Genomic DNA, 22,267 nt, shown 5'->3' on the forward strand with positions numbered 1-22,267 from the left:
AGGCGGGGTGCGCCCCCTCGGGGGGCAGCGACCGCGTAGCGGGAGCGTGGGGGCCCGCCACCCCGCCGCGCGGGGCGCCTTGCGCGGTTTTCAGCGCCCCGGGCGGCGGCGCCACGGACAGGCTGTAGGTACCGTCGACCTGCTGCAGCGTGGCCTGCTGCACCGCCAGCGGCACGGCGGCGAGCACCTGCTGCTGCGCGCGCAGGGCATCTCTGGCGCCGTGCAGTGCATCGCGGGCGTCGATCTGCCAGGCCAGCGTCTGCGTGCCGTCGGGCGTATTGGAAAGAGGCACGTCCACCCTCCAGCTCACCTCTCGGGCAGTGTCTGCCGGAATGTCCACGGTCTGCGGCGGTAGCGTCAAACCGGCCACCTGCGGCGTGAGCGTGACCTGCATCGCACGCTTGGTGGTGTTGCGCAGGGTGAAGGGCGCGGTGAATCGATCACCCTCGCGTACCAGCGGCGGCAGGCCGGAGAGAATCTGCAGGTCTTGCGTGCTGCGAATGGTGGCTTCGCCGGTGCCGAACCGGCTCAGCCCGCGCTCGGCCACGGCAACGATGCGAAACGCGGTGAGGCTGTCGTTGAGCGGTACGTCCACCACCGCCCTGCCCTGTGCGTCGAGAATCACATCGGGTTTCCACAGCAGCAGGGTGTCGAACAGCTCGCGGGTTTCGGTCTTGCCGCCCCCGCCGCCTGCGGGCACGGCCTTGAGGCCGTAATGGCGGCGACCAATGATCTCGGACTGCGCGGTGCCGGTCTCCACGCCCCAGGCCCGCTCGCGCAACATGGCGTGCAGCAAGTCCCAGCTGGTGTTGGGCATGAGTTCGAGCAGGGCCTGATCGACCGCGGCCAGCGCCACGTCGGCGCCGGCCGCGGGCTTGCCGTCGGGCAGGGTCGCGGTGATCGTCACCCGGGCCGTGCCGCGCACCGGGTAGCTCGGTTTGTCAGTCTGCACGGTCACCTTGAGGGCATGTTCGGCAATGCCCACGCGTATCTCGGCCATGCCAAAGCGGAAGGCGGGTTTGCTCAAGTCGACCATGGCGGTGGGCGGCACATAGTCCTTGCTGTCGCTCCAGAACTGGCGCCACCACGTCACCGGCGTCTTGTAGCCCCAGGTGAAAAAGCTGTACCAGGGCACGTCGTACAGCCGCCCGCGCAGCGCCAGCACGCTCACATAAACATTCGGCCCCCACTCGGGTTTGACCTTTAGGCGCACGGTGGGATCAGTCCCGTCGAGTTGCACCACTTCGGTCTGCATCACGCCTTCGCGCTCCACCGCCACCAGCGCGGTCGCGTGGCGAAAGGGCATGCGCACCTGGAACTGCGCGGTCTCGCCGGGCTGATAGGTTTTTTTCTCGGGCAGTACGTCCATGCGGTCATGGTTCTCGCCGCCGAACCACAGCTCGCCCTGACGTGTCACCCAGACGCTGGTAGAGGCCTGCGCGGGGTGGCCTTGCGCATCGGTGGCCGATGCGATCAGTTCAATCTCGCCCGCCTGATCCAGCTTCACGTCGCAAAACAGCAGGCCGTGCGCGTCGCTCTTGCCGCTGCACAAAGTGCCCAGGTCTTTGGTCGTGGTCTTGTTGTCGTAGGCGTAGAAGCCGCCCACCATGCGCTTGCGGCTGGTGGTGGTGATATGGGCGACGGCCTTGACGGCAAGCGGCACACCCGCCTGCGGCTTGCCCTGCAGATTGAGCGCCAGCGCCTGCAGCTTGGCCTGCTTTCCCGCCGACACCCAGCTCTCGGTCTTGATGCCCGCGACGACGGCGGCGGGCCATAAGGGCTGGGTGCTGCGCAGAGTCTGGATTTCACCGTTGGGATCGGCATAGCTGGCTTCGAGCAGCAGCTCGCGCGCCTGGTTCGAGGGCGGAACGTCATCGATGCCCACCCGCCCCAAACCCTGACGGTCGAGGGTGACGGCGAGTTTGTCGGCGATGATCTTGCTGTCGTCCTGCGCAGCGTCTTCATCATCACCGCCCTGCCCTTGTTGTTGCGGCGGCGAGAAGCTGAAGGCGTCGAAGCCGTCGAACGAGAGCCATTTGCTGCGCACCAGCGCCGAGACCTGAACCGGCAGATTGGCTGCCGGGCCACCTGCGGTGTAGCTCACTTGCACCGACACCGGCACATCCTGCGGCCGGATGAGCGGCTTGCTGTCCACCGGGGCGATGCGGCCGGTAAACACCGGCAGGCGAAATTCCTCCACGCGAAAACTGCCGCTGGACGGCGACCAAGCGTTGCCTTCCTTGCGGCGCAACTGCACGTCGTACTCCCCCAGCTTGGCCGCCTTCGGAATGGCGAACTGGCTGCTGGCCGTCATGCCGCCCGTAGGGGTGCGCTGCCATTTCAAGGGCTGCTTGAACTCCTGGCCGCTGCCCTCATGGGTGATGACCAGGGTGTCGGGAAAAGTCTTGGGCAGTTCCAGGCCCTTGAGCGTTTCCACCCGCAGGAGATGCTTCATCGACACCGTCTCGCCTGCCCGCAGCAGGGTACGGTCGAAAATGGTGTGGGCGACGGTATCGGGACTGGAGGAGCTGTCTGTGCGCACATTGAAGCGCCAAGGCTCGAAGCCCTCGTTCCATTTACTCCAGGCAAAGGCCATGTCGGGCGTGCCGTCGGCGTCGGTCGCTCGGGCGGAGACGAAGTAACCCAGATCGAAGTAGCCCAGCGCGCCGTCGTCATCATTGCCGCAATCGGGCGCCTGCGGGTCGAGGCCACTCAACCGCGCCAGACCCTGCGCATCGGTCGTCGCCGTGGTCAGCAGCCGCCCCTTGCAGTCGGACACCTGCACCTTGGCGCCCGCCACTGGCCGTCCCTTGTCCAGCGTGGTCACCCAGGCCAGTGCGTTCTCGCGGCCGATTTTCACGCTCACGTTCAGATTGGTGACCAAGGCCGCGGTGCGCACCACCATTTCACGGTTCGCTCCATAGCGCGGGTCGAGCAGCGCCTGCCCCAGCGTTCTGGAGGCGATTTCGATCACATGAAACCCCGGCTGCAGCGCAATGCCCACGACCTCGAACGGCCGCGTTTTCCCGCCCTCCACGGCAGGCAGCGCGATCTTGCGCAGGCCCGGTTTGTCTTCGAGCAACGACACCATGCGGGTCTGCACCTGATCGGGGTTGACGGCATCGCCGTTGGCCTCGTGCAGCACGGGCGGCAACGGCCCGCTCACCACCTTGCGCGCCGCATCACGCGAAATGAAAAAGCTGCTGAAGGCCTGCACCCGCCGAAACCAGGCGATGATCTGCGCATCGCTTTGCGGCTGCAGATCGGACACGGCATAGTCGCGCACGCCTTGCGCCAACGGCACGCGGCGCAGCGTGACGGGCAGCAGCGCCGGGCCGCGATCCACGCCTTCGGCAAAGCGCTCGACGATGCCGAAGGGCGAGGTGGCGAACTTGGCCAGCGGCGGCATCGCCCCGGTAGCGATGTTCAGCGGGAACCGGTCGGCGTTGCGCAAGGGGCGATGATCGACATCGACGAATTGCGGCGGCAGCACGATCTGCATCGCGGTGTTTTCGGCAAAGGGCGGGGCAAAGGCAATGTCGTCCACCTGGGCATCGCCCTGTCCGTCTTCGTCGGTCAAATCGGGGGCCACGCTGCGCTTGCCGATCTGCAGCCGGATGGCCGCGGCCAGCTTGCGCGACACCGGCGCGTTGAAACTCAGCGATAGCGGTTTGAACGGCGAACAGCCCGCCTTCGCGTTTTCGCGTTCGCAACTGAAGGTCGCGGCAAAGGGCTCGCGCACGCGGTAGCCATAGCGCCGCGTCACCCCGCTTTCCACGCCGCTGGGGGTGCTCACGCCCGCACCGTAAACCAGGGTGACCTCGCCGCCCGCGGGCAGCTTGCGGGCGCAGCGCAGGGTGACAATCTGCTGGGGTTGACTGGCTGCCGACTGGTCCAGCCCAATCGCCTTGAGCAGGGCCTCGCGCTGCGCGCCGCTGATCTGCTGCACAGCCACTTGCTCGCCCAAGCCCTCGATGCTGCAGTGAAGGTTTTCGCTCAGGCTTTGCGGGGTGGCCGCTCCGCTGAGTTGCAGCACGAAGGCCTGCTGCTCGTCGATGGCGGCGCCGGTCGACGGCCAGATGCGCCGCACGAAAGGCCCGCCGGTGTTGAACGTCCAGCGCGTTGGGCCGCTGAGCGCCTTGCCCTGAGGCGACTTGAAGCTCGGCAAAGTCTGCACCGTGCAGCGCACCCCGGCGGGCAGGTCATTGGCAAACTGGAACGCCCACTCGTTCGCGCTGATCCAGCGGCCATTGCCCTGCGCCGCCTGGGGGTCGCTGCAAGTCACGCTGAGGGGCGCTGGCGCCCGGGCGTCGCCAAAGTTGACCGCGGGGCCGTCGAACTGGGCCACCACCTGCCGCACCTGCGCCACCTCGCCCTGCGGGCTGAGGCTGCTGACCTGCAGCGCAAAAGCGCCTTGCATCAATCCCAGAAACAGGCCAACTGCGGCCCACCAGCGTCCGTACCTCATCTCTCACCCCATCGCCTACAAAGTTGTTACTGTAGGTGATCAAGGCGACATAACGTGACAGCTTGTTTGACTACAAACCGTGGAACTGCGCGAGGAAGTCGGCGCGCTGCCAGAATTTCCAGTCTTGCGGACGGCGGATCTGCAGGGTGCGCCAGCGCAGCTCGCCCGCGAGGGTGAGGCGCACGCCGCCCGTCTGCTGCACCGCTTGCGCGATGGCGGCGGAGAGGCTGGCATCGAGCTGGCGCAGACCGGCTGCGGGGTCATCGGCCAGCAGCGCGCGGGCGTCGAAAATGCGCAGGATGTCCAGCGGCCCGTTGCGCGGGCGCAGCGCCAGACCGCGCAACGCGGCGGATAGCGCGGGATCGCTCACCGCATCGCCATCTCCCGCATGTTCGGCAAGACGCATCGGGCTGCGCCAATCGGCAGCCAGGGGGCCGCAGCCGTGTATCCACAGCGTGTTGACATCCGCCAGCCCGCGCTGTTCGCGCGCTTCGTTGACGGCATGGTGCTGCCAGGTCATTTGCACTTCGGTGAGCAGTTGCCGCCAGGGTCGGGCCGCCGGGCCGCCGGGCATCCACGCCGCGACGCTGCGGCCTTGTGCTCGCGCCACGCCCGCCGTCACCACCTCGGTCAGACTGGAGTGGGCGGCATACCAGCGCATCGGCGTTACTTGGCGCAGAGTCCATCCCGCGCTGGCAAACAGCGGCTCGACGGCGGCGAAGAGTAGCTGCGCGTCATCCACCGTGAGATCGAGCGCGGCGGGGTCGGAAAGCGACAGGCTGTCGCGCCCCAGCCGCAGATGCGCCGGGGTGAGCAGGCACAGCGCCTGATCTGCGGGAAAAGCGTCGGCCACGCTATCCGCCAGCGCGGCCAGACGTGCCCAGGGCGCCTGCTCGGCGTCGGCGCCGTCCAGACGCAGAGCGTGCAGCAGCCAGCGCTCGGCGGGCGTCAGCCAGGCTGCTTGGGCATCTTCTCGCGGTGGCTCCTGCTCCAGCACCACGGCTTGGCGGCAAAGAGCGGCGGTTGCAGGCAAGCCGGGCTGCGCCAGCAATTGCGCGAGCGCGGGCGAGGTCGAGGGCAGATCGGACAGCAGCAGATGTTCACTCATACCGCAAAGCCTGCGCCGGTTGCACCCGCGAGGCGCTCCAACTGGGATAAAGCGTGGCCAGGAGCGATAGAACCAGCGACGCCACGGTGATGGTGGCGATGTCGCCAAAGCGCGGATCGCTGGGCATGGTGTGGATCAGGTACACGCTGCGCGGCAGGAACTGGGTGTGCAGCACGGCTTCGAGGAACGAGACAATGGGATCGAGGTTGAACGCAATCAGACAACCCAGCGCGACCCCGGCGAAGGTGCCGAGAAACCCCGTCACCGCGCCCTGCAGCAAAAAGATGGACATGATGGAGCCGGGGCTCGCACCCTGCGTGCGCAGGATGGCGATATCGGCCAGCTTGTCCGTCACCGTCATGACCAGGGTAGAGACGAGGTTGAACGCCGCCACCGCCACGATCATGGTGAGGATGATGAACATCATGCGCTTCTCGATCACCACGGCCTCGAACCAGGTGCGGTTCTGCTCGGTCCAGGGCTGGGCCACTAGTTCGGGCGGCAGCACGCGCTGCAAGTCTTGCGCAATCTGCGGGGCGTCATTCATATTGCGGGTCTGCACGCGCAGCCCGGTGGGGCCGCCGGTGCGGAACAGCGCCGAAGCGTCCTGCAGATTCACCAGCGCCAGAGTGCTGTCGTACTCGTAGTGCCCGACATTGAAAATGCCCACCACCCGCAGGGTGCGCAGGCGTGGAATCATGCCCGCCGGGGTAATGGAGCCGCTGGGCACCACCATGGTGATCTGATCACCTACGCCGACCCCCAGCGCATTGGCCAACTCGTTGCCCAGTACCACGCCAAAATCACCCGGTTTGAGCGCCGCCAGACTCCCCGCCACCATGTGCTCGGGAATCTGCGACACCTGGGTTTCTTCGCTCGGCTCCACCCCCCAGACCAGCACGCCCTGCAACTGACTGCCCTGCGCCACCAGCGCCTGGCCTTGCACAAACGGCGCGACGCCAGTGACCGCAGGATTGTGTTTCACCAATGTCGCCACGCTGCGCCAGTCGGGCAAAGCCTGACCATTGACATTGAGAATCTGGATGTGCGGAATGACGTTGAGCATGCGGTCGCGCACCTCCTTCTGAAACCCGTTCATCACCGAGATGACCACAATCAGCGCGGCCACCCCGAGGGCGATGCCGCCCACGGAGACCGCAGAAATGAAGGAGATGAAGCCGTTGCGCCGACTGCGCCGCCCGCTGCGGGTATAGCGCCAACCGATGAGCAGCTCGTAAGGCCAGGAGAAGGATGCAGACATAGCCGCGCAGTGTAGGCGACGGCCGCAGGCTAGGCTGCGGGCAGGACATGTGGATCGGGGATGCCGGGCAAAGGCACAATGTCGGCTTATCGCGTTTCTCTACCGCAACCCATGCTGCACGCCACCGCCCTGTCCGCCCTGCTCTGCTGGCTGGGATGCGCCGCCCTCATCGTGCTGGGACGGCGCAGGCATTTCGGCCTGGACGAGACCCAGGGCGTACAGAAGTGGCACAAGCACCCGACCCCTCGCACTGGCGGCTTCGCCTTGGCACTGGGCATGATGGTCGGCCTGCTCTGGCTCATGCACCTCACTTATGTCAGCGCGCCCTTCACGAGCCGATTGGCCCTCGCCATCGCGCCAGTGTTGCTCGCCGGTGTGGTGGAAGATCTGCGCCGCCATGTACCCCCCCTGTGGCGGGCGCTGGCCACCGTGCTCGCCGCGGGGCTGGCGGTCTGGCTGCTTGAGGCCAGCGTCACCCGGTTGGGGCTGTGGCCGCTTGACGCCTGGATACACGCCTGGCCGGTGCTGGGTTGGCTCATCGCACTCGTCGCCATCAGCGCCCTGCCGCATGCGGTGAACATGATCGACGGCTACAACGGCCTGGCTGGCATGGTGAGCTTCATGATTTTCGGCGCCATCGGCTATGTAGCGTTCAAGGTCAGCGACCCGCTGATCATGGCGCTCAGCCTTGCCGCCATCGGCGCGCTGCTGGGCTTTCTGTTCTGGAACTGGCCGCGCGGCCAGATCTTCCTGGGCGATACCGGCGCGTATCTGCTCGGCTTCTGGATGGCGCTGCTCAGCGTGCTGCTGGTGGCGCGCAACCCAGCCGTTTCACCCTGGTTCGCCCTCATGGTGCTGGCCTACCCGGTGTGGGAGTTGCTGTATTCGCTGTGGCGGCGCAAGTTTCGCCAGCGCGCGGGCACGGCGCCCGACACGCTGCATCTGCATCATCTGGTCTACTGGCGGCTCACCCGCCTGCTCGACGAGGACGATCATCCCGATCCGCGGCAACGCCGCAATGCGGCCACCTCGCCTTATCTCTGGGCCGTCGCGGCTTTCAGCGTGGGCCCGGCCATGCTGTGGTGGGGCAACACCCCCCTGCTCATGGCCTGCTGCGTGGGTTTCGTCACCCTCTATCTGCTGGCCTATCGCCTGCTGGTTCAGCGCCGCATCTGAGCTACAGCGTCAGGCCACGTCCTGCCAGTCGAAGTTCCAGGTGTTTTGCAGCAGTTTTTCCAGCCAGAACGCGCCGATCACGGTCTTGACGTCGGTGATCTGGCCATTGCGCACCCAGTCGAGGGTGTCTTGCGGACTGGCCTCGAAAACATCGAGCAGTTCGTTGTCGTCGAGCGATTGGCGACCAGCAACCAAACCGCGCGCGAAAGCGAGGTGAATGGTTTCGTCGGAGTAGGAAATCGCGTTGTTGATCGGCCCGATATAGGCCCACTGCTTCGCGCTGTAGCCGGTTTCCTCGCGCAGTTCGCGCTGGGCACAAGCCAGCCAACTCTCACCCGCGTCGAGTTTGCCCGCGGGAAATTCCACCATCACCCGCTGCATCGGCGTGCGGAACTGGCGCTCCATCAACACCTTGCCGTTATCGAGCAGGGGAATGATCATCACCGCGCCGGAGTGGCGGATGTATTCGCGGGTCACCTGCGCGCCGTTGGCCAGACGCACCAGATCGCGCGAAATATTGAGGAAGGTGCCGCGAAACACCATCTCGCTGTCGAGAGTGTGTTCGCGCAAGGCCGCCGCCTGCGGCACGCGCGCCGGATCGCTGCTCATGTGCGACTCGGGGCCGGATGGCGCTTGACCATGTAACGCAGCACGTAACCCGGAAAGGCCAGCACCAGGAACATGGCAACAGAGACGGCATAGAACTCCCAATGCTGTGGATAGTTCTGGCCGATCCGCGCTTCGAGCGCCATGCCAATGAAGCCGACAACAAAGAACAGGATCAGCAGCTCAAGCAGACGTAACCAGATCGACTTGGGGGTCTTCTTGAGCGGAATGACCAGGAAGAACCGGTTGGAAACAAACGGCAGGTTGGCAGCGACGAACGCCAGAACGATGACCAACCAGATTGCGGAATTCTGCATAGGGAAACGCTTTCAGTGCAGGGTGTTGGCGATGGCCTGATAACACAAGGTCATCAAACCACCGGGCATCAACCCAAGAAATAAAACCGCCAGACCATTGAGCGACAGCAGGGCGCGCGCCCCGCCCACTCCACTTGCACGCGAGGCCGAAAGCGCCGTGGGCGCATCAAAGTACATCACCTTGACCATGCGAATGTAGTAATACGCCCCAATGACCGACAGGATGACCGCGTACACCACCAGCCAGACCCGCCCGGTATTGAGCAGAATGGTGAGCACTTCGAGCTTGGCATAAAACCCGGCGAACGGCGGAATGCCAGCGAGAGAGAATAAAAGAAACGTCATGACACCTGCCATCCAGGGGTCAGTTTTGGCCAGACCGGCGAAATCGCGGATGTCTTCGGCCTCGAAACCTTCGCGGGCGAGCAGCAGAATCACGCCAAAAGTACCCAGCGTGGTGAGCACGTAAATGACCATGTAGAACATGGCGCCGCTATAGGCGGTGGAAGCGGAGAGCCCGTTGCCGTTGAGCATGCCGGAGAGCAGGGCCAGCAGCACGAAACCAATTTGGGCGATGGTGGAATACGCCAGCATGCGCTTGAGATTGGTCTGTGCAATGGCCGCCAGATTACCCAGGCCGATGGACAGCACCGCCAGTACCACGAGCATGCCCTGCCAGTCCATCGCCAGAGGGAACATGCCCTCCACCAGCAGGCGGATCGCCATGGCGAAGGCCGCGAGCTTGGGCGCAGCACCCACCATCAGCACCACGGCCGTAGGAGCGCCCTGATACACGTCGGGAATCCACATGTGAAAGGGCACCGCGCCCAGCTTGAACGCCAGTCCTGCGACGATGAACACCACCCCGAGTACGAGCACGGCGCGGTTGATCGGCTCGACCGCGATCATGCGGAAGATCGTGACCAGATCGAGCGAACCGGTGGCGCCATACAGCATGGACATGCCGTAGAGCAGGAAGCCCGAAGCCAGCGCGCCGAGGATGAAGTATTTCATCGCCGCCTCGGTGGACTGAGTGTGATCGCGCCGCAGCGCGACCAGGGCATACAGCGCCAGCGACAGCAACTCCAGGCCGAGATAAATGGTCAGCAGATTGTTGCCCGAGATCATGATGAACTGCCCGAGCAGGGACAGCAGCACCAGACTGAACAGCTCACCGCCCCACATGTCGCGATCGAGCGCGTAGCGCCGTGAGTAAACCAAGGTGGCGATGGTGGCGATGACCGTGAAAAGCTTGAGCAGCATCGCCATCGGATCGACGATGAGCGCGCGCGCCATGGCGAATTGCTGCATGCCGGAGGCGAAGTAAAGCCCGCACAGCACGCCGATGCCCACCAGTCCCAGCAGCGTCAGCCAATAGCTCACACGGTGCTGCGCATCTTTCACAAACAGGTCGACGAGCATGACCACGCAGGCCAGCACGAGCAGAAGAATTTCCGGATAAATGGCGATCCAGTTCATGGCGGTTGTTGTCACTGCAATTTGGAAGACGCCGCAAACTGCAGCAGATGTTGCACCGAGGCCTGCATCGGATCGGTGAAGAATTTGGGATACACGCCCATCCACAGCACCGCGCCGACCAGCACGGCGAGCATGAAGAATTCACGGGCACCGATGTCCTTGAGGGCCGCAACGTGGGCATTGCCGATCGGACCGAAGAACACGCGCTTGATCATCCACAAGGTGTAGCTCGCGGCCAGAATGAGCGTGGTCGCGGCCAGCAGGCCGATCCAGAAGTTGAACTTCACAGCGGCCAGAATCACCATCCACTCCCCAACGAAACCGCTGGTGCCCGGCAAGCCGGCGTTGGCCATGCCAAACAGCACAGCCAGTGCGGCAAACTTAGGCATGGTGTTGGTCACTCCGCCGTAATCGGCAATCTCGCGGGTGTGCATGCGGTCATACAGCACCCCGATGGTCAGAAACATGGCGCCGGAAATGAAGCCGTGCGAGATCATCTGCACCAGCCCGCCCTGCACACCCAGGTCGGAGAACAGGAAAAAGCCCAGAGTGACAAAACCCATGTGCGCGATGGATGAATACGCCACCAGCTTTTTCATGTCGGCCTGCACCAGAGCGACAAAACCGATGTAGATCACCGCAATGAGCGACAAGGCGATCATGACCGGGGCGAGCGCATGGCTGGCATCAGGCAGCATAGGCAGAGAGAAGCGGATGAAACCGTAGGCGCCGAGCTTGAGCATGATGGCCGCCAGAATCACCGAACCGCCGGTGGGCGCCTCAACGTGCGCATCGGGCAGCCAGGTGTGCACCGGCCACATCGGAATCTTCACCGCGAAGGCGAAGAAGAAGGCGATGAAAATGAAAATCTGGGCCGTCATCGACAAGGGGACGTGGTACCAGTTGGCGATGTCGAAACTGCCGCCAGACTGCAGGTAGAGATAGATCAGCGCCACCAACATGAGCAGCGAACCGGCCAAGGTGTAGAGGAAGAACTTGAACGCGGCGTAGACACGGCGCGGCCCGCCCCAGATGCCGATGATCAGATACATCGGAATGAGCGTGGCCTCGAAGAACACATAGAACAGCAGGGCATCGGTCGCGGCGAACACCCCGATCATCAGGCCCGACAGAATGAGGAAAGCGCCGAGATAAAGGCTGACGCGGTCTTTGATGACCTCCCAGGCGCTGATGATCACGATCACGGTCATCAAAGCGGTCAGCGGCACGAACCACAGCGACACGCCGTCAATACCCAGCGCGTAATTGATGTTGAAAGGCCTGATCCACGGCACGGACTCGACAAACTGCATGCCCGCCTGGGCGTTGTCAAAGCCGGTGATCAGCGGCAGGGTGATAAGAAAGGAGATCAGCGAGCCGATCAGCGCCAACCAGCGCGCCGCGCCAGCGCGCTGCTCGCCCTGAACAAAGAGCAGCACGACACCGAAGGCGATGGGAATCCAGATGGACAGACTGAGCAAGGGAAGAGATTGCATGCTTGTATCGCGCTTCGCTGTTATCTGATGAACCAGCCGGACAACAGCTTGCCCGGAACAAAATAGCCCATGAACACCACCACGCCGGCAATCATTGCCAGGGCGTAGTAATAGATGTAGCCGGTCTGCAGCAGACGTACCACCCGCGCCGTCCAGCCGACCACGCGCGCTGTACCGTTGACCAGCAGTCCGTCGATCAGGCCCACATCACCGCCTTTCCACAGGCCCGTGCCCAGCAAACGCACGCCGGAAGCCAGCACGTTCTGGTTGAACCAGTCGAAGAAGTAGTTGTTTTCAAGCACGGTATAGACCGGCCCCAGCATGCGCCTAACGGCCTGCGGGAAGCGCAGGTTCACCATATAGCCGTAGTAGGCCGTGGCAATGCCGGCGAGCGCCAGCCACAGCGGCATTGAAGACAAGCCGTGAATCATCATCTGAATCTGGCCATGCCAGTGCTCAGCGAGATCGCGCATGGCTGGATGGGCCGCCGCGTTGACAAAAATCGAATTCCCGAAAAAGTGCCCGTACAGCAGCGGCTGAATGAAAAGATAACCCGCGAGGACGGACGGAATGGCCAGCATGATGAGCGGCACCGTCACCACCCACGGCGACTCGTGCGGCTCGTGAGCGCCAGCGTGGCCGTGGTCAGGCGCATGATCATGGCCATGCGCATCGTGCGCCACGTGCCGGAAGCGCTCTTCGCCATGGAACACCATGAAATACATGCGGAAGGTGTAGAGCGCGGTGACGAACACACTGGAGAGCACGGCGAAGTAAGCAAAGCCCGCTCCCGGCAGATCGCTGGCATGCACCGCCTCGATGATGCTGTCTTTCGAGAAAAAGCCGGCAAACGGCGGAATGCCACTGAGCGCCAGACCGCCAATCAGGAAGGTGATCCAGGTGATGGGCATGTATTTGCGCAGACCGCCCATATGGCGCATGTCCTGGTCATGGTGCATGCCGATGATCACCGAGCCCGCCGCGAGAAACAGCAATGCCTTGAAGAACGCATGGGTCATCAGGTGGAAAATCGCCACCGAGTAGGCCGAAGCCCCCAGCGCTACCGTCATATAGCCGAGCTGCGATAGCGTGGAGTAGGCAATGACCCGCTTGATGTCGGTTTGCACCACGCCCAGGATGCCCATGAACAGCGCGGTGATGCCGCCGATAACCAGAATGACCGAAAGCGCGGTGTTCGACAATTCGAACAACGGCGACATCCGCGCCACCATGAAAATACCCGCCGTCACCATGGTGGCGGCGTGGATGAGCGCGGAAATCGGCGTCGGGCCTTCCATCGAATCGGGCAGCCAGACATGCAGCGGGAACTGCGCGCTCTTGCCCATGGCGCCGATGAACAAAGAAATGCACGCCACGGTGATCAGCATCCAGTCGGTGCCCGGCAGATGCAACAGTGCAAGCTCGGGCCCTTTGGCGAAAATTTCGGTGTAGTTCAGGCTGCCGGTGTAGGCCGCCAGCAGGCCAATGCCCAGAATGAAGCCGAAGTCGCCCACGCGGTTGACGATGAAGGCCTTCATATTGGCGAACACTGCCGTGGGCCGCGTGTACCAGAAGCCGATCAGCAGATACGACACCAGGCCCACCGCCTCCCAGCCGAAAAACAGCTGCAGCATGTTGTTGCTCATCACCAGCATCAGCATGGAGAAGGTGAACAAGGAGATGTAGCTGAAAAAGCGCTGGTAGCCGTCGTCATCGGCCATGTAGCCGATGGTGTAGATGTGCACCGCGAGCGAAACGAAAGTGACGACGGCCATCATGAGCGCCGACAGGCCGTCGATCATGAAGCCGACTTCCATGTGCATCTTGCCCACCACCATCCACTCATAAATCGTGGCGTTGAAGCGGGCGCCGTTGATGACGTCGTTGAGGACGACGAGCGACAGCACGAAAGACAGACCGACCGAGAGCGTCGTCAGCCAGTGCGAAGCCGATCGGCCGATACTTCGGCCGAACAGCCCGACGATGATGGAAGAAACCAGCGGTGCCAGTGCGATGACCAGCAACAGGGTGGGGTTCAGCGTGGCTTGCATGGACTCAGCCCTTGAGTTGGTCGAGTTCTTCGACGTCGATGGTGTTGAGGTTGCGGAACAGCACAACCAAAATGGCCAGACCAATGGCCGACTCCGCCGCAGCGACGGTCAGGATGAAGAACACGAATACCTGTCCGCCAAAATCCTGCAGGTAGTGCGAGAAGGCGATGAAATTCAGGTTCACCGCCAGCAGCATGAGCTCAATGGCCATGAGGATGACGATGAGGTTACGGCGGTTGAGAAATATGCCGACGACCGAGATGGCAAACAAAATGGCGCCGAGCACCAGGTAATGCGCCAGGGTCAATGAACCGAGCATGGCTTACTCCTTGGGTTGGGCGGGCATGGACACCAGCCGCACGCGGTCTGCACGGCGGGCCTTGATCTGCTCGGAAGCCGGCATATGCCGCACGTCCTTGCGCTTGCGCAGGGTCAGTGCGATGGCCGCGATGATGGCCACGAGCAAAATGACCGCCGCAATTTCCACCGCGAACAGGTATTGCGAATACAGCACCACGCCCAGGGCGCGGGTGTTGGACAGGTGAGTGAGCGGGTTGTCGGCAGAGGCCGCTGCCCCCACCTGCGCAGCGCGCGTCATGCCGCCAATCTGGAAGCCCTGCATCAGCACTGCGGCCATTTCAAGCACGATGAGCACGCCCACCAGCGCTGCGACTGGAAAGTAGCGCCAGAAACCCTTGCGAATGCTGTCGAGGTTGATATCGAGCATCATCACCACGAACAGGAACAACACCATCACCGCGCCGACGTACACCAACACCAGCACGATGGCGAGGAACTCGGCGCGCAGCAGCAGCCAGATGGCCGACATCTGAAAAAACGCCAGCACCAGATAAAGCGCGGAGTGCACCGGGTTACGCGCCGTGATCACGCGCAGCGCTGCAAACAGCAGTACGGCGGAGAACACGTAGAACAGGATGGTTTGAACGTCCATGGTCACAACAGGGGTCTTGCCACGGCGGAAGCCGTCAGCCGAGAAACAGTGGGGACAATCGCCTGAAGCCCGTCCATGCCTTGCGGCGGGCTTGTAGCGATCAGCGGTATGGGGCGTCAGCCTCCTTGGTGGCGGCGATGTCTTTTTCGTAGCGGTCGCCCACGGCCAGCAGCATCTCTTTGGTGAAATAGAGATCGCCACGCTTTTCACCGTGGTATTCAAAAATCGAGGTCTCGACGATGGAGTCGACCGGGCAGCTTTCTTCGCACAGCCCGCAGAAAATGCACTTGGTCAGATCGATGTCGTAGCGGGTGGTACGGCGGGTGCCGTCGTCGCGCTGCTCCGATTCGATGGTGATGGCCAGCGCCGGGCACACCGCTTCGCAGAGCTTGCAGGCGATGCAACGCTCTTCGCCATTGGGATAGCGGCGCAGCGCATGCAGGCCACGGAAACGCGGCGACAGCGGCGTCTTCTCTTCGGGATACTGCACCGTGATCTTGCTCTTGAAGGCGTACTTGCCCGTCAGCGCCAGACCCTTGAAGAGTTCGACCAGGAAAAAGCTGTTGAAGGTGTCACGCAAAGCGGCCATGGTTCTGCCTCACTTCCAGATATTCCAGGGGGTTTGCATCCAGGCGGCCACCACGACAAGCCAGATGAGGGTGACGGGAATGAAAATCTTCCAGCCCAGTCGCATGATCTGGTCGTAGCGATAGCGCGGGAAAGTAGCCCGCAGCCAGAGAAACATGCTGACCACGACAAAGGTCTTGATGCCCAGCCAGATCCACCCCGGAATGAAGCCGAGGAAGGCTACCGGCGCGTCCCATCCGCCCAGGAACATGACCGTGGTGAGAATGGAGATCAGGATCATGTTGGCGTATTCGGCCAGGAAGAACATGGCAAACGCCATACCCGAATACTCGACCATGTGGCCGGCCACGATTTCCGATTCGCCTTCCACCACGTCGAAGGGCGCTCGATTGGTCTCGGCCACACCGGCGATGAAGTACACCACAAAGATGGGCAGCAGCGGCAGCCAGTTCCAGGAGAGGAAGTTCAGGCCCATGGAGGCAAAAGTGCCATGGGTCTGCCCCATCACGATTTCGGTCATGTTCAGACTGCCGGACACCATGAGCACGATGACCATGGCGAAACCCATCGCGATTTCGTAACTCACCATCTGCGCCGAAGCGCGCATGGCGCCCAGGAAAGCGTATTTGGAGTTGGACGCCCAGCCGGCGATGATCACGCCATAAACCTCGAGCGAAGTCAGCGCCAGTAGCAGGAGCAGCCCGGCGTTCACATTGGCCAAGGCAACGTCCGGCCCGAACGGGATGACGGCCCATGCTGCCAGAGCGGGCATGATGGTCATGACAGGCCCCAGCAGAAACAGGCGCTTGTTCGAGCGGAACGGGATGACGATTTCCTTGAGCAGCAGCTTGAGACCATCGGCAATGGGCTGCAGCAGGCCGAACGGGCCGACGCGGTTGGGGCCGATGCGGATCTGAATCCAGCCGATCAGCTTGCGCTCCCAGAGCGTCAGGTAAGCGACGGCTCCCATCAGCGGCGCGACGATGACGATGATCTTGATCAGGTTCCAGACGATCGGCCAGGCAATCGGCCCGAGCAGGGAAAGTCCGCCTTGGTTAAAGGATTCGAGCATGGTCAGCAGGATACGTAGGGTCGCGCCAGGCGCGCTTCATTCCCCTTGGGAGAGGGAAAACTTTGCGAACATTGTGAGGGCCAAGAGTATTTCATCTCAGACCCTTTCAGGGCTTGCAGCGGCGGCAGGAACGGCGGCCACGGCGCTCACCCGCTCGACCTGAACCGCGCCAAACGTCGTGCCGGACGCACCCAAGGGCGCCGCCTCGGCCCAGGCCGCAGCAATGCTGACCACGGTGGGGGCCAGCGCTTCGTCACAGCGCGCGGGCAACACAACGCTTTGCGCATCAACTTTCACGCGCACCGAATCGCCGTTCTGCAGGCCGAGTTGCTCCCACAACGCGGTGGACACACCCACCATGCGGGCGTTGCGCGCATCGCGCGTGCGCTGAAGGCTGGGTGCGCGGCGCACGATGGCGTCGCTTGAATAGATCGGCACTGGGGAAAAACGCTCGATCGCAGGCGCCGCCGTGGCAGGTAACTCAGATGGCAGTTCAAGGGGAGTGGACTGCGCCAGATGGACGGCGATCTGGTCGGCGCCGCCTTGATCAACGCCACCCAGGCCCGCGAAGGCCTCGGCGCGAATCTCCGCAGCACTCTGGTAGTCGAAACCCTGCAGCTCGAATAGATTGCCCAGCACGCGCAGCACTTTCCACCCGGGACGCGTCTCGCCCAGAGGCTGTACGACGGGGTTGAAACTCTGCAGCCGACCTTCGGCATTGACCAGGCTGCCGGCCGTTTCGGTAAAGGGCGCGATCGGCAGCATGACGTGCGCGTAGCCCTCAGCCGCGTCAACAAAGGGGCTGAACGAGACGATGAACTCGGCCTGCTCCAGTGCCTTTTGCAGGGCGACCGAGTTTGCGCTGTCTTCCTCCGGCTCAACGCCGAACAGCATCATGGCGCGCGGCGGCTGAGCGATGATTTTGGCGACATCACGACCTGGGGCCAGGGGCGACACCCCCAGCAGCGCGGCGCCCACCGTGTTGCCCGCCTCAGTCAGATCGCCGCAGACGCCGCCGACCTCACGCGCGATCCACTGCGCGAGTGCGCGCAGCGTCGCGGCCTGCGGATGTTGCACGGCGGAGTCGCCCAGGAACACGGCCTTGTGTTCGCCGCCGAGCAGGCTGGCCGCGATCGCCTGAGCCTGAGCACTCGGCGTCGCCAAGGTCTGAAGACCGACTGGCGCCTCGATGCCTTTGGCCTGAGCCACGGCACGCGCCACCCCGGCCAACTCGGCAACCCATAGACTCGGTGCAGCGGCAATGCGTGCATGCAGTGGCATGAGCCAATCGTCGTTTGCGGCGTGCAGGGTGGAAATTTTGGCGCCGGCCTTGGCGGCTTGCCGCACGCGCGCCGACAGCAGCGGCTGCTCCTTGCGCAAGGTGCTGCCGATGAACAGAGCGGCCTGCAACTGCCCCATGTCGGCAATCGGCATGCCCAACCAGGGCATGGCCGCTGCGTTGGCATCGGCGGAAAAATCGCTCTGACGCAGGCGGGTGTCCAGGCTGTTGCTGCCCAGTGCGGTCAGCAGCTTTTTCAGCAAATACAACTCTTCCACCGTGCTGGTAGGCACGGCCAGGGCCGCCAGCGCGGCGGCGCCCTGCTGCCCCATGGCGCGGCGCAGACCTTGTACGGTGAAGTCAAGCGCAGTCTGCCAGTCGACCTGCTTCCACTGCCCGTTTTCGCGGATTTGCGGCGTGGTCAACCGCTCCTCGCTGTTGAGCCCTTCGTAGGCGAAACGGTCGCGGTCTGAAAGCCAGCATTCGTTGACGGCTTCGTTGTCTTGCGGCACCACGCGCATGACGCGGTCGCCCTTGACCTGCACGATGAGGTTGGCGCCCACACTGTCGTGCGGGCTGATGGAAGCACGGCGTGACAGTTCCCAGGTGCGGGCGCTGTAGCGGAACGGCTTGCTGGTCAGCGCGCCGACCGGGCAGATGTCGATCATATTGCCCGACAGCTCGGAATCGACCGTGCTGCCGACAAAGGTCATGATCTCGGAATGCTCGCCGCGGTTGGCCATGCCGAGTTCCATGATGCCCGCAATTTCCTGGCCGAAGCGCACGCAGCGCGTGCACTGGATGCAGCGGCTCATCTCTTCCATGGCGATGAGCGGGCCGACGTCTTTGTGGAAGATGACGCGCTTTTCTTCGGTGTAGCGCGAGGCCGAACCGCCATAGCCCACGGCCAGATCCTGCAACTGGCATTCGCCGCCTTGATCGCAGATCGGGCAATCGAGCGGGTGGTTGATGAGCAGAAACTCCATCACCCCTTTCTGCGCCTGAAGCGCACGCTCGGAATGCGTGCGCACGACCATGCCCTGCGCGGCCGGGGTGGCGCAGGCCGGCAGCGGCTTGGGCGCCTTTTCCACATCGACCAGACACATGCGGCAGTTGGCGGCGATGGTCAGCTTGTGGTGATAGCAAAAGTGCGGCACATAGATGCCGAGTTGCGTCGCCGCGTCCATGACCATGGCGCCCTCAGGCACCTGGACTTTTTGACCGTCGATTTCGAGTTCAACCATGATGGAATGCGTCCTGAAGGCGTCTGGTTGCGGCGGATCAGACGGAGACCGGCACGAGGCAGGTCTTGTGCGTGATGTGATGCTCGAACTCATGCCGGAAGTGCTTCACGAACGACTTCACCGGCATGGCCGCCGCATCGCCCAGCGCGCAAATGGTGCGCCCGGCAATGTTGTCGGACACGGAGTTGAGCATTTCGAGATCTTCCATCCGTCCCTCGCCGTTTTCGATGCGATGCACCATGCGATACAGCCAGCCTGTCCCTTCTCGGCAAGGCGTGCATTGACCGCATGACTCATGCTGGTAGAAATAGGACAGACGCATCAGCGACTTGACCATGCAGCGGGTATCGTTGAGCACAATCACCGCGCCCGAACCCAGCATGGAACCGGCCTTGGCGATGGAGTCGTAATCCATGGTGCAGTCCATCATGATGCTGGCGGGCAGCACCGGAGCGGATGATCCGCCGGGAATCACGGCCTTGAGCTCGCGCCCTTCGCGCATGCCCCCAGCGAGTTCAAGCAGTTTGGCAAAAGGTGTGCCCATGGGCACTTCGTAGTTACCCGGCAGTGCCACGTCGCCCGAGACCGAGTAAATTTTGGTGCCGCCGTTGTTGGGCTTGCCCACCTCGAGATACGCCTGGCCGCCGTTGCGGATGATCCAGGGCACTGCCGCGAAGGTTTCGGTGTTGTTGATTGTGGTGGGCTTGCCATACAGGCCAAAGCTCGCGGGGAAAGGCGGCTTGAAGCGCGGTTGCCCCTTCTTGCCTTCGAGTGATTCGAGCAGCGCGGTTTCCTCGCCGCAGATGTAGGCGCCAAAACCATGGGAGGCATGCAACTGGAAGCTGAAATTGCTGCCCAGGATGTTGTCGCCCAGATACCCTGCGTCGCGCGCTTGCCGCAGCGCTTCTTCGAAGCGGTCGTAGTCCTCGAAAATCTCGCCGTGGATGTAGTTGTAGCCCACGGTGATACCCATGGCGAACGCGGCAATGGTCATGCCTTCGATCACCGCATGCGGGTTGAAACGCAGGATGTCGCGGTCTTTGAAGGTGCCCGGCTCGCCTTCGTCGGAGTTGCACACCAGATACTTCTGCCCCGGAAACTGACGCGGCATGAAACTCCACTTCAGCCCAGTGGGGAAACCGGCACCGCCACGCCCACGCAACGCGGAAGCCTTCACCTCGGCGATGACCTGCTCGGGCGTCCAGCCTTCGGTGAGTATCTTGCGTAGCGCCTGATAACCATCGCGCTGCAAATAGCCTTCAAGCGCCCAGTTATCGCCGCTCAGACCGGCGAGGATCTGCGGCTGCAGATGACGGCCGTGAAAGCAGCTTTCCTGCCCGGTGCTTTGTCCGAATGGGTGGTTCATTGGGACTCTCCTTTGGCCGCCTCGGCGCGCAGTTCGTCCACCAGCGCATCCAGCCGCTCGGGGCGCATGAAGCTGCACAGCCGACGATCATTGACCAGCATGGCCGGCGCATCGCCACAGGCGCCCAGACATTCGGACTCTTGCAGGGTGAAAACTCCGTCGGGCGTGGTTTCGCCCAGCGCCACACCCAGCTTTTCGCTCAGATACTGAGCCGCCGCTCCGCCGCCGCTCAGGGCGCAAGGCAGATTGGTGCAGACGTTGAGCTTGAAGCGGCCGACCGGCCGGGTGTTGAACATGTTGTAGAAGGTCACCACCTCATGCACGGCGATCGGCGGCATGCCGAGGTAGTCGGCCACCGCTTTCTCGGCCTCGGGCGACACCCAACCCTGCTCCTGCTGGACGATGGACAGCGCCGCAATAACCGCCGACTGTTTCTGCTCGGGCGGATATTTGGCCACTTCCAGGTCGATGCGCTGGCGGGTGGATTCGGACAACATCATGCGTTGCATTTCACGAGTGACAGGCGAGCGGTCCATCAGCGGTCGATCTCCCCGAAAACAATGTCGAGCGTGCCGATGATGGCGACGACGTCAGCGATCATGTGGCCGCGCGACATTTCGTCAAGCGCGGCCAGATGGGCGAAGCCGGGCGCGCGGATCTTGAGACGATAAGGCTTGTTCGCCCCATCGGACACGAGGTAGATGCCAAACTCGCCCTTGGGATGCTCGACAGCGGCATAGGCCTGGCCTTCAGGCACGCGCATGCCTTCGCTGAACAGTTTGAAATGATGGATCAGCGCTTCCATGCTGGTCTTCATTTCCTCGCGCGCGGGGGCGGCGACTTTGTGGTTGTCGGTAATCACCGGGCCGGGATTGGTCCGCAGCCAGTCCACGCATTGCTTGATGATGCGGTTGGACTGGCGCATTTCTTCCATGCGCACCAGATAGCGGTCGTAGCAGTCGCCGTTCTTGCCCACGGGAATATCAAAATCCATGCGGTCATAAACGTCGTAGGGCTGAGTCTTGCGCAGGTCCCACACCACTCCGGAGCCACGCAGCATCGGGCCGGTCATCCCCAGATTCATCGCCCGCTCTGGCGTGACCACACCGATTCCCACCGTGCGCTGCTTCCAGATGCGGTTATCGGTCAGCAGGGTTTCGTATTCATCGACATAGGCCGGGAAACGCTGGGTGAAATCTTCGATGAAATCGAGCAGCGAGCCCTGACGCCCCGCGTTGCGCGCCTCGACGGCGCGAGCATTGCGAATCTTCGACTCACCGTACTGCGCCATGCTGTCGGGCAGATCGCGGTAGACGCCGCCCGGGCGGAAATAGGCCGCATGCATCCGCGCGCCCGACACCGCCTCGTACATATCAAACAAGTCTTCGCGCTCGCGAAAGGCGTAGAGGAAGACGGTCATCGCGCCGCAATCCAGACCATGCGCCCCCAGCCACATGAGGTGGTTGAGCAGACGGGTAATCTCGGCAAACATCACCCGGATGTATTGCCCACGCAGCGGAACCTCGACACCCAGCAGCTTTTCAATCGCCAGGCAGTAGGCATGCTCGTTGCACATCATGGACACATAGTCCAGACGATCCATATACGGCAACGCCTGGATATACGTCTTGTGCTCCGCCAATTTTTCGGTAGCCCGGTGCAACAGACCAATGTGCGGATCAGCCCGCTGCACCACCTCGCCGTCGAGCTCAAGCACCAGACGCAGCACGCCATGCGCAGCGGGATGCTGCGGGCCAAAGTTGAGGGTGTAGTTTTTGATGTCAGCCATATCAGTGCCCCAAGC

17 protein-coding genes are annotated in these 22,267 nt (G+C 63.0%); 1 reads left to right on the forward strand and 16 read right to left on the reverse strand.

The genetic code is table 11. The features are described 5' to 3' along the window. The 3 genes from AC2VLV_RS12270 to AC2VLV_RS12280 all read right to left on the reverse strand — a co-directional run. The coding region (locus tag AC2VLV_RS12270; protein WP_486990259.1) for an MG2 domain-containing protein at positions 1-4,468 on the reverse strand (4,468 nt) is incomplete at its 3' end. Between the two features lie 70 nt (positions 4,469-4,538). Then, complete coding sequence (locus AC2VLV_RS12275) at positions 4,539-5,576, reverse strand: hypothetical protein (protein WP_486990260.1); 1,038 nt, start codon at positions 5,574-5,576, stop codon at positions 4,539-4,541. Then, a complete protein-coding gene (locus tag AC2VLV_RS12280) occupies positions 5,569-6,837 on the reverse strand; it encodes a lipoprotein-releasing ABC transporter permease subunit (RefSeq protein WP_486990261.1) in 1,269 nt (422 codons plus the stop codon). The genes AC2VLV_RS12275 and AC2VLV_RS12280 overlap by 8 nt, the downstream gene beginning before the upstream one ends. 111 nt (positions 6,838-6,948) lie before the next feature. Here AC2VLV_RS12280 and AC2VLV_RS12285 point away from each other — a divergent pair, with 111 nt between their 5' ends. Further along, positions 6,949-8,013, forward strand: a complete 1,065-nt coding sequence (locus AC2VLV_RS12285; RefSeq protein ID WP_486990262.1) for a glycosyltransferase family 4 protein — start codon at positions 6,949-6,951, stop codon at positions 8,011-8,013. A gap of 9 nt (positions 8,014-8,022) precedes the next feature. On the opposite strand, the gene AC2VLV_RS12290 is transcribed toward AC2VLV_RS12285, so the two are convergent. From AC2VLV_RS12290 to AC2VLV_RS12350, 13 genes are all read right to left on the reverse strand, one after another. Next, positions 8,023-8,622, reverse strand: a complete 600-nt coding sequence (locus AC2VLV_RS12290; RefSeq protein ID WP_486990263.1) for an NUDIX domain-containing protein — start codon at positions 8,620-8,622, stop codon at positions 8,023-8,025. After that, entirely contained in the window at positions 8,619-8,936 is a 318-nt protein-coding gene (locus AC2VLV_RS12295; protein WP_013106527.1) for a DUF2818 family protein, read from the reverse strand. The genes AC2VLV_RS12290 and AC2VLV_RS12295 overlap by 4 nt, the downstream gene beginning before the upstream one ends. A gap of 12 nt (positions 8,937-8,948) precedes the next feature. After that, positions 8,949-10,415, reverse strand: a complete 1,467-nt coding sequence (gene nuoN / locus AC2VLV_RS12300) for an NADH-quinone oxidoreductase subunit NuoN (protein ID WP_486990264.1) — start codon at positions 10,413-10,415, stop codon at positions 8,949-8,951. A gap of 11 nt (positions 10,416-10,426) precedes the next feature. Beyond that, positions 10,427-11,911 carry an NADH-quinone oxidoreductase subunit M gene (locus AC2VLV_RS12305; protein ID WP_486990265.1) on the reverse strand — a complete coding sequence of 495 codons (1,485 nt, stop codon included), beginning with the start codon at positions 11,909-11,911 and terminating at the stop codon, positions 10,427-10,429. Between the two features lie 20 nt (positions 11,912-11,931). After that, positions 11,932-13,962: an NADH-quinone oxidoreductase subunit L gene (gene nuoL, locus AC2VLV_RS12310; RefSeq protein WP_486990266.1), complete on the reverse strand. Its 2,031-nt coding sequence runs from the start codon at positions 13,960-13,962 to the stop codon at positions 11,932-11,934. Positions 13,963-13,966: 4 nt separating this feature from the next. After that, a complete protein-coding gene (nuoK, locus tag AC2VLV_RS12315) occupies positions 13,967-14,281 on the reverse strand; it encodes an NADH-quinone oxidoreductase subunit NuoK (RefSeq protein WP_486990267.1) in 315 nt (104 codons plus the stop codon). A gap of 3 nt (positions 14,282-14,284) precedes the next feature. Next, on the reverse strand, positions 14,285-14,914 hold the full coding sequence (locus AC2VLV_RS12320; RefSeq protein WP_486990268.1) for an NADH-quinone oxidoreductase subunit J: 630 nt from the start codon (positions 14,912-14,914) through the stop codon (positions 14,285-14,287). A gap of 100 nt (positions 14,915-15,014) precedes the next feature. After that, positions 15,015-15,503: an NADH-quinone oxidoreductase subunit NuoI gene (gene nuoI, locus AC2VLV_RS12325; RefSeq protein ID WP_013106533.1), complete on the reverse strand. Its 489-nt coding sequence runs from the start codon at positions 15,501-15,503 to the stop codon at positions 15,015-15,017. 9 nt (positions 15,504-15,512) lie between these two features. Continuing rightward, on the reverse strand, positions 15,513-16,574 hold the full coding sequence (nuoH, locus tag AC2VLV_RS12330) for an NADH-quinone oxidoreductase subunit NuoH (RefSeq protein WP_013106534.1): 1,062 nt from the start codon (positions 16,572-16,574) through the stop codon (positions 15,513-15,515). A 96-nt stretch (positions 16,575-16,670) separates the two neighbouring features. Then, positions 16,671-19,097 (reverse strand): NADH-quinone oxidoreductase subunit NuoG, encoded by a 2,427-nt coding sequence (nuoG, locus tag AC2VLV_RS12335; RefSeq protein WP_486990269.1) that lies wholly within the window; start codon positions 19,095-19,097, stop codon positions 16,671-16,673. Positions 19,098-19,134: 37 nt separating this feature from the next. After that, positions 19,135-20,463 (reverse strand): NADH-quinone oxidoreductase subunit NuoF, encoded by a 1,329-nt coding sequence (nuoF, locus tag AC2VLV_RS12340; protein ID WP_486990270.1) that lies wholly within the window; start codon positions 20,461-20,463, stop codon positions 19,135-19,137. After that, positions 20,460-20,960, reverse strand: a complete 501-nt coding sequence (gene nuoE, locus AC2VLV_RS12345; RefSeq protein WP_486990271.1) for an NADH-quinone oxidoreductase subunit NuoE — start codon at positions 20,958-20,960, stop codon at positions 20,460-20,462. Before nuoE ends, nuoF begins: the two co-directional genes overlap by 4 nt. Positions 20,961-20,998: 38 nt before the next feature. Further along, a complete protein-coding gene (locus AC2VLV_RS12350) occupies positions 20,999-22,252 on the reverse strand; it encodes an NADH-quinone oxidoreductase subunit D (RefSeq protein ID WP_486990272.1) in 1,254 nt (417 codons plus the stop codon). Between the last annotated feature and the right edge of the window lie 15 nt (positions 22,253-22,267).

Source organism: Thiomonas sp. TH-17, assembly GCF_057473305.1.